The organism is Paraburkholderia sp. J63, from assembly GCF_905220245.1.
Taxonomy (GTDB): Bacteria; Pseudomonadota; Gammaproteobacteria; order Burkholderiales; family Burkholderiaceae; genus Paraburkholderia.
Window position 1 is genome coordinate 1 of sequence record NZ_CAJMZF010000093.1, and the last position, 8,442, is coordinate 8,442.

Consider the following 8,442-nt stretch of genomic DNA (forward strand, 5'->3'; position numbering starts at 1 on the left):
CTGCGCCACTGCGAGCTTCGCACCGACCATCAGCGGCCAGAAGAACTCCCACACCGACACATCGAAGCTGAACGGCGTCTTCTGCAGCACCGTGTCCGACGCATCGATCCCGTAGGCCTGCTGCATCCACACAAGCCGGTTCGTCAGCGCGCCGTGACGGTTCGCGGCGCCTTTCGGACGCCCCGTCGAGCCCGACGTGTAGATCACGTAGGCCAGGTTCTCCACATCGACCGGCACGGCGGGGTCCGTCGCGGGCTCCATCGAGAGGTCCAGCGTATCGAGCTCCAGTACATCGAGTGAGGCAGGCACCGGCAGCGCATCGCGCACGCGAGCCTGGGTAAGCAACAGCGCAATGCCGCTGTCTTCGATCATGTAAGCGAGGCGTTCGCGCGGATACTCGGGGTCCAGCGGCACGTAAGCGCCACCAGCCTTGAGAATCGCCAGCAGCCCGACCACCATCTCGACCGAGCGTTCCACCGCGATCCCCACGCGCACTTCCGGCCCCACGCCCAGTGCGATCAGACGATGCGCAAGCCGGTTCGCCTGTGTATCGAGTTCGCGATAACTGAGCGCGCGCTCGCCGAATTCGAGCGCCACCGCATCGGGCGTCGCCCTGGCCTGCCCGGCGATCACGCAATGCACCGGACGGCGCTCTTCATAGCGCTCATCCACACGGCTAAGCTCAAGCAACGCGTCCCGATCCACGCCGTCGAGCAGCACGACATCACCGATCCTCACAGCCGGCTCGTCGATCATCCGCTCAAGCATCGTCACATAGTGGCGGCCGAGGCGGTCGATCGTGCCGGCATCGAACAGTTCGTCGGCGTAGGTCAGCGTCGCGCTCCATTCGCCATCGGCGCGCTCGACCGTATCGAGCTTCAATTCGAACTGCGCCGCACCGCCCTCGGCCGCGAACAGGCGCACCGCGAGTCCGGGCCACTGCCCGAGCCCGCGGCCCTCGTCCTTCTGATGGTTGAACATCACCTGGAACAGCGGCGTATGGCTGAGGCTGCGTTCGGGCTGCAGCGCATCGACGAGCACGTCGAACGGCAGATCCTGATGCGCCTGCGCGCCAAGCGCGTTCGTCTTCACCTGGTCGAGCAGCGCGGCCAGCGTCGTGATGCCGTCGAGCTGCGCCTTGAGCACCTGCGTGTTCACGAAAAAGCCGATCAGCGGCGCGACCTCGCTGCGCTCGCGGTTCGCGACCGGCACGCCCACGCGGATGTCGGGCTGTCCGCTATGGCGATACAGCAGTGCGTCGAAGGCGGCCAGCAGCACCATGAACGGCGTCGCGCCGGCGCGCTGCGCGCAACGGCGCACGCGCTCCCCGATGCCGCGCGGCAGCGCGATCGCATGCGAGCGCGCGCGGTAATTCCCGAGCGCGCGGCGCGGACGGTCGGCCGGCAGCGAGAGCACCTGCGCATCGCGGCCCAGATGGTCCGTCCAGTAACGCAACTGGCGTTCGCGTTCGCCCGCATCGAGCAAGGCGCGCTGCCAGCATGCGTAGTCCGCGTACTGCAGTGCGAGCGGTGGTAAGGGCTGCATATCATCGCTCAGGCCGCTCAGGCCATTCAAGCCGCTCAGCCGTGCGCACCAGGCGGCCCGCAGATCGTCGAGCAGCACGTCAATCGACCAGCCGTCCGAGACGATGTGGTGCATCGAGATCGCGACCCAGTGCTCGTCGTCGGCCACGCGCGCGACGCCGATCTTGAGCAGCGGCCCGGCCATCAGATCGAACGGCTCCTGCGCGAGTTCGGCCGCAAAGCTACGCGCCGCTTCGCGCGCGTCGGCCTGCGCCGAAAAATCGGCCCAGGCATAGCCGTAGTCGAGCCACGCATGCACGACCTGACGCGCGGAACCGTCCACCTGCTCGGCGAACGTCGTGCGCAGCGACTCGTGCCGCGCCACCACGGCGGCAAAGCTCGCGCGCAGGGCCTCGACGTCGATGCGCCCATTGATGACGAGGCCGCCCGCGATGTGATACGCGGTGCTGTCCGGCTGCAGATTCCACAGGAACCACAGACGCTGTTGCGCGTAAGAAAGCGGCAACGCCCCGTCGCGCGCGGTGGCCACGAGGGGCGGTTGCGGCGCGCCTGGCGCGCGGTCCGCAAGCGGCGTCGGCGCGCGCAACACCTGCGCGAGACTCGCCACCGTCTGCCGCTCAAACAGTTGACGCGGGCTCAGCGGCAGGCCCGCCGCCTCGGCGCGCGCAACGACCTTGATGCTCAGGATCGAGTCGCCGCCCAGCTCGAAGAAGTTGTCGTGACGCCCCACGCGCGCCACGCCCAGCACGTCGCGCCAGATTTCAGCGAGCGCGCGCTCGTCGTCGCCCTGTGGCGCTTCGTAGTGCGTAGCAACTTGCGCTTCCACCTTCGGCAGCGCCTTGCGATCCACCTTGCCGTTGGGATTCAGCGGCAACGCGTCGAGCACGACGATCGCGGCGGGCAGCATGTAGTCCGGCAACGTGCGGGCCAGCGCCGTGCGCAGCGCGTCCACATCGGGCGCAGCATGCCCGGCCGCCGTCACCCAGGCCACGAGACGCGCGCCGCCCGCGCCCGCCAGCGCCATCACGACCGCTTCGCGCACGCCCGGCTGCGCGAGCAGCGCGGCTTCGATCTCGCCGGGCTCGACCCGGAAGCCGCGAATCTTCACCTGATGGTCGATGCGGCCGATGTACTCGAGTTCGCCTTCGGCATTCCAGCGCACGAGGTCGCCGGTGCGATAGAGACGTTCGCCGTCGCCGCCGAACGGGTCCGGCACGAAGCGCTGCGCCGTGAGCGACGCGCGGTTCAGATAGCCGCGCGCGACGGCGGAGCCGCCGAGATACAACTCACCCGTCACGCCGCGCGGCGCCAGATTCAACGCGGCATCGAGCACATAGGCGCGCCGCGCGCCCACCACGTGCCCGACCGGCGCATAGGCCGTGCCGATGCGCGTGCCCGCGCCTGCTTCCCAGACAGTCGGCGTGATAACCGTTTCCGCGGGCCCATAGGCGTTGAAGATGCGCTGCGCGCGCAGCTTGTCGCGCACGGCTTCGAAGCCCGAGCGCGGCCACGCCTCGCCGCCGACGATGCAGGTGCGCACGGCCGCTTCGCCATCGCCGATGCTCGCCGCGAATTCGTCGATATAGGCGGGCGGCAGATAGAGCACCGAGATCCGCTGTTCGCGGATCGCGCGGGCGAGGCGCGGCGCGCTCCAGAGGTCGCCGTCGCGCAGCACGATGGTTGCGCCCGCAAGCAATGGAATCAGCCATTGCTCCTGCGCGGCGTCGAAGCTGATCGACGCGAATTGCAGCAAGCGGTCTGCCGGCGTCAGCGCATAGCGCGCGCCGATGGCCGCGCAGTGCGTCGCCAGCGCCGCATGCGCGACCGCGACGCCTTTCGGCTGCCCCGTTGAGCCCGAGGTGTAGATCACGTACGCGAGGTTCGCGCCTTCGACGTGCATGGCTGGCGCGTCGTGCGGTCCGGCGGACAGGTCGAGCGTGTCGAGTTCGAGCACGTTGAGCGATGCGGGCACCGGCAGCGTATCGCGCACGTGCGCGTGCGTGAGCAGCAACGCGATGCCGCTGTCCTCGATCATGTAGGCGAGACGGTCCCGCGGATAAGCCGGATCGAGCGGCACATATGCGCCGCCCGCCTTCAGGATCGCCACCAGGCCGACGATCATGTCCAGCGAGCGCTCCAGCGCGATGCCCACACGCGTTTCGGGCTTCACGTCCAGCGCGATCAGGCGGTGCGCGAGCGCGTTCGCACGCGCTTCGAGATCTGCATAGCTCAGCGATGCCTCGCCGCAAACGACAGCGATGGCATCGGGCGTCGCTTCGGCCTGCGCGTGGATGCGTTCATGCACTGGCAGCGCGTTCGGTCGGGCAGCATCATTGCTGCCCCACGCGAGCAAGTCGTTGCACTCCTGAGCGTCGAGCAGTTCGATCGCGTCGATGCTGCGGTTCAAATCGCCCGTGAGCGCTTCGAGCACGCGCACATAGTGGCGGCCGAAGCGCGCCATCGTTTCGGCATCGAAGAGTTCGCTCGCATAGCTCAGCGTGGCGGCGATTGCGCCATCCGGCGCTTCGTCCGTTTGCAGCGACAGCTCGAATTGCGCCGCGCCGCCGCCCAGTTCCTCGCGGGCTACGGTGAGGCCCGGCAACGCATCGAGCACGCGAAGATCGTCGCGACGATGATTGAACATGACCTGGAAGAGCGGCGTATGGCTCAGGCTGCGCTCGGGCTGCAATGCATCGACGAGCACGTCGAACGGCAGATCCTGATGCGCCTGCGCGTCGAGCGCGCGCGCCTTCACCTGGTCGAGCAGCGCGGCCAGCGTCGTGCGGCCGTCGAGTTCGGCCTTCAAAACTTGCGTGTTGACGAAGAACCCGATCAATCCTTCGGTCTCCACACGATTTCGGCTCGCGACCGGCACGCCGATGCGGATATCGGTCTCGCCCGTATAACGATGCAGCAGCGCGTCGAACGCGGTGAGCAGCACCATGAACGGCGTCGCGTTGCGCTCGCGTGCGACGCGGTGCAGCGCATCGGCGAGCGACGCGGACAGCGCGATACGTTCACTCGCCGCGCGATACGCGCCGACGGCCTGGCGCGGACGATCCACCGGCAACGCCAGCACCGGCTGCTCGCCGCCGCCGAGCGTCGCGCGCCAGTAAGCAAGCTGTCGTTCCTGCTCGCCCTCTGCGAGCCAGCGGCGTTGCCACACCGCGTAATCCGCGTACTGGATCGGCAATTCCGGTTGCGTGATGGCTTCGTCGTTCACACGCGCGCGATAGCCTTCGACGAACTCGCGCAACAGCACGCCCATCGACCAGCCATCGGAGACGATGTGATGCATGGCGACCACGAGCAAGTGCTCATCGTCCGCCGCGCGCGCCACGCCCACGCGCAGCAGCGGGCCCGTCGTCAGGTCGAACGGCTGCGCCGCGAACGTCCGCGCCCATGCCCTGGCCGCCGACTCCCGATCGGCCTCTTCGGAGAGATTCGCGAACGCATAAGCGTAGTGCGCATCGGCGGCGATCCGCTGTTGCGCGTCGCCGCTCGCCGTGGCGTGGAAGGTCGTGCGCAGCGCTTCATGGCGCGCCACGATCGCATTGAAACTGCCGCGCAGCGCGGCGATATTGAGCGTGCCTCGCAGCATCAGCGCGCCATCGACGTGATACGCCGTGCTCGCGCGGTCCAGATGCCAGAGGAACCACTGCCGCTGCTGCGCATAAGACAACGCGGACGACTCAGGCAATGCGTCCGCGTCGCGGCGCGCGATGGGCGCGCTGCCACGTTTATCGGCGCCCGTGCCGCCGAGCAATGCCGCGATCGCGGCCGCCGATGCGTCGAGTCGCGGGTGCGTGAACAGGCTGATCGCGTCGTACGGCACGCCCCACGTTTCGCGCACGCGCGAGACGACCTGGACCGCCGCGAGCGAGTTGCCGCCGAGCGCGAGGAAACTGTCGTCGCGACGCGGCGAGGCGCCGCCGAGCACGTCCTGCCAGATCGCCGCTAGCTGCTGCTCGATTGCGCCGTCCGGCAATGCGCCGGGCGTTGATGCACCATTCTCCGCGCCACTTCCCGCACCGTCCGCAACGACAAGGCGCCCCTGCTCGCTCACCACCCACGCGTCCAGCGTGTGTTCGCGCCAGCCCGCGCGCGTGGCGGCACGTTGCAGCTTGCCGCTCGAAGTCTTCGGCAACGCGCCCGGATTGAGCAGCACGACGACGGCGAGCGGCTCGCCGCAGGCGAGCGCGACAGCTTCGTTGAGCGCTGCGACGATCTTTGCCGGCTCGACGAGTTTTTGCGTGCCGCGCGAAATCTCGACAGCGAGTCCGATTCCCTCGCGCCCGTCGCGCTCGGCGCCGAACGCGCAGATGCGCCCCTTGCGCACGAGGTCGATATCGCGCTCGACGGCGCGCTCGATGTCCTCGGGGAACAGGTTCTGCCCGCGCACGATGATCATGTCCTTCTTGCGGCCGACCACGAACAACTGGCCGCGCGCGCGAAAGCCGAGGTCGCCGGTGCGCAGCCAGCGCTCGCCGTCGCGCGTGACGAACGCCGCCTCGCTTGCTGCCGCGTTGTTCCAGTAGCCCTGGGCGATGCTCGGGCCGCAGGCCCAGATCTCGCCCACGCGCCCATCGGGCAGCGCGGTCTGCCCGTCGTCGCCGACGAGACGCACGGCATGCGCCGCCACCGTCGCACCGCAGCCGACGAGCGGCGTGCCCTCGTCTTCCGCATCTGCGGGCACCGGCGCTGCGATGCCGCGCGCAAGCTGTGCGCTCTCGAAGCGAGCGACGTGCATGCCTGCGCCGCGCACGACGCCGGTGACGAACAGGGTCGCCTCGGCAAGGCCATAGCACGGATAAACCGCGGACGAGGCGAAGCCGTGCGGCGCGAAGCGCTCGATGAACGCGTCGAGCGTATCGCGCCGCACGGGTTCGGAGCCCGAAAAAGCCACGCGCCAGCTCGACAGGTCCAGGTCCGCGGCCTGCGATTCGCGCACGCGCTCGCAGCACAGCCGGTAGGCGAAGTCGGGGCCGCCTGAAATCGTGCCGCGGTGCCGCGCGATCGCGTCGAGCCAGCGCACCGGCCGCTCGAGGAAAAATTGCGGCGACATCAGCACGAGCGGAATGCCGCTGAAGACCGGCTGCAGCAAACCGCCGATCAGGCCCATGTCGTGAAAGAGCGGCAGCCAGCTCACGAACACGTCCTGCCCGGCCACGCCGAGGCCCGCCTGAATTGCGACTTCATTCGCCCAGAGGTTCGCGTTCGTCACGATCACGCCCTTGGGCGCCGATGTCGAGCCCGACGTGTATTGCAGGAACGCGACGGTCTCGCCACGCAGGCTCGCGCCGCTCAAAGCGAAGTCGGCGGCGAAGCCCGCCGCCTGCTGCGCCAGCGTATCGACCGCGATGACGGCTGCGCCGCCGCTGGCCATGGCGATTGCCGCGATGGCGTCGCCGAGCTTGTCGAGCACCACTGACGAGGTCAGCACGACCGTCGCGCGCGCATCGCTGGCGATCGAGCGCAGCCGCGCGAGATGCTGCTCGCGGGCCGATTCGGGCGGGAACGCGGGCACGGCGATCGCGCCCGCATAGAGGCAGCCGAAGAACGCCGCCACGTAGTCGACGCCGCTGTCGAGCAGCAGCAGCACGCGTTCGCCCGCGTGCGCCGCGAGCACGGCGGCGACGCGGCCCGCGCGTTCGTGTAGTTGCGCGTAGCTGAACGGCGTGTCGCCCTCGGCATCGACTTGCACGAGCGCGCGATCGCCGGGGCGGCGATGCGCGAGCCACGCGAGCCGCGCGGCCATCGTCGGCTGATTGTCGAGCGTCGGCGGAACAGGTCCGGAAAGAGCGGGCGAAAGTGTCGGGCTCATTGTCGTCATGCTTCGTTCGCTCCCCGTTGCGTCAGCAGCGCGCGCACCTGCGCGATGAAACCGGCGTCATGGAGGATGCCGGCGTGGTCGGCGTCGATCAAATGATCGCCTGCGCGTTCGGCCGGTACATAGGCGCGCCAGCCCGCGCGCAGCACGTCGAGCGGCTCTTGCGTGCGCGTGGCCCACCAGTGCCGCAGCGGCACGTTCAGCGCGCGCGCGACGCGTGTGGCCTGCAACGATTCAAAATATTTCGACACCAATGCCACCTGTTCCAGTAGTGCTTCCTGCTCGCCTTCGGGCAGGAGTCCTTGCCATTTTTCCGTCTGCGCGATGAAGGTGCGCAACGGTTCCAGTTCTTCCGGACGCGCGCGCCGGCGCGCCATGGCGGGGCGCAGCTCGCCCGCATCGGCAACGATCCGCTCGGGCGGACCTGCATCGACCGTGAGCAGGCAATCGACGGTTTCGCCGAGCGATTCGAGCCGGTGCGCGATCTCGACCGCGAGCACCGCGCCCGACGACCAGCCGATCAAGCGGTACGGGCCATGCGGCTGCACGCGCCGGATATCGGCGACGTAATCCGCGACCGCTGCCTCGAAGCTCGCCGGCCACCAGTCCGGGTCCGTGTAGTGGCGCGACTGCACGCCGTAGACCTCGACAACGCCGTCGAGCGCCGCCGCGAGCTCGCGATATTCGGCGACGAGGCCGAACACGGGATGCAACGCGAACAGCATGGGCCGCACATCTGCGACGTTGGTGGCGTTGAGCGGCACGATCGATGGCGGCAGCGCGTTCGCCTCCAGCGCGGCGGCCAGCGATGCAACCGTGGGCTGCGTAAAGAGGCTTTCGAGCGTGACGCCCGCGAGTCCCGCCGACGCGGCGCGATGCGTCACGCGCAGAGCGGAAAGCGAGTCGCCGCCGACTTCGAAAAAGTTGTCGGTGACGCCGAAGTCGTCGCGGCCGAGCACGTCCTGCCACAGCGCGAGCAACGCGGCTTCGCTGCGATTGCGCGGCGCGACGCGCGAGGTGTCGTCGAGACCTTCGGGCTCCGGCAACGCCGCGCGATCGATCTTGCCA

Annotated in this window: 2 protein-coding genes; both read right to left on the reverse strand. The window is 68.8% G+C overall.

The genetic code is table 11. The annotated features are described in order from the left end of the window. A partial coding sequence (locus tag U5775_RS38240) for a non-ribosomal peptide synthetase (RefSeq protein WP_322063323.1) occupies nt 1–7,368 on the reverse strand: 7,368 nt, incomplete at its 3' end. 5 nt (nt 7,369–7,373) lie between these two features. Beyond that, the coding region (locus tag U5775_RS38245) for a thioesterase domain-containing protein (RefSeq protein WP_322063324.1) at nt 7,374–8,442 on the reverse strand (1,069 nt) is incomplete at its 5' end.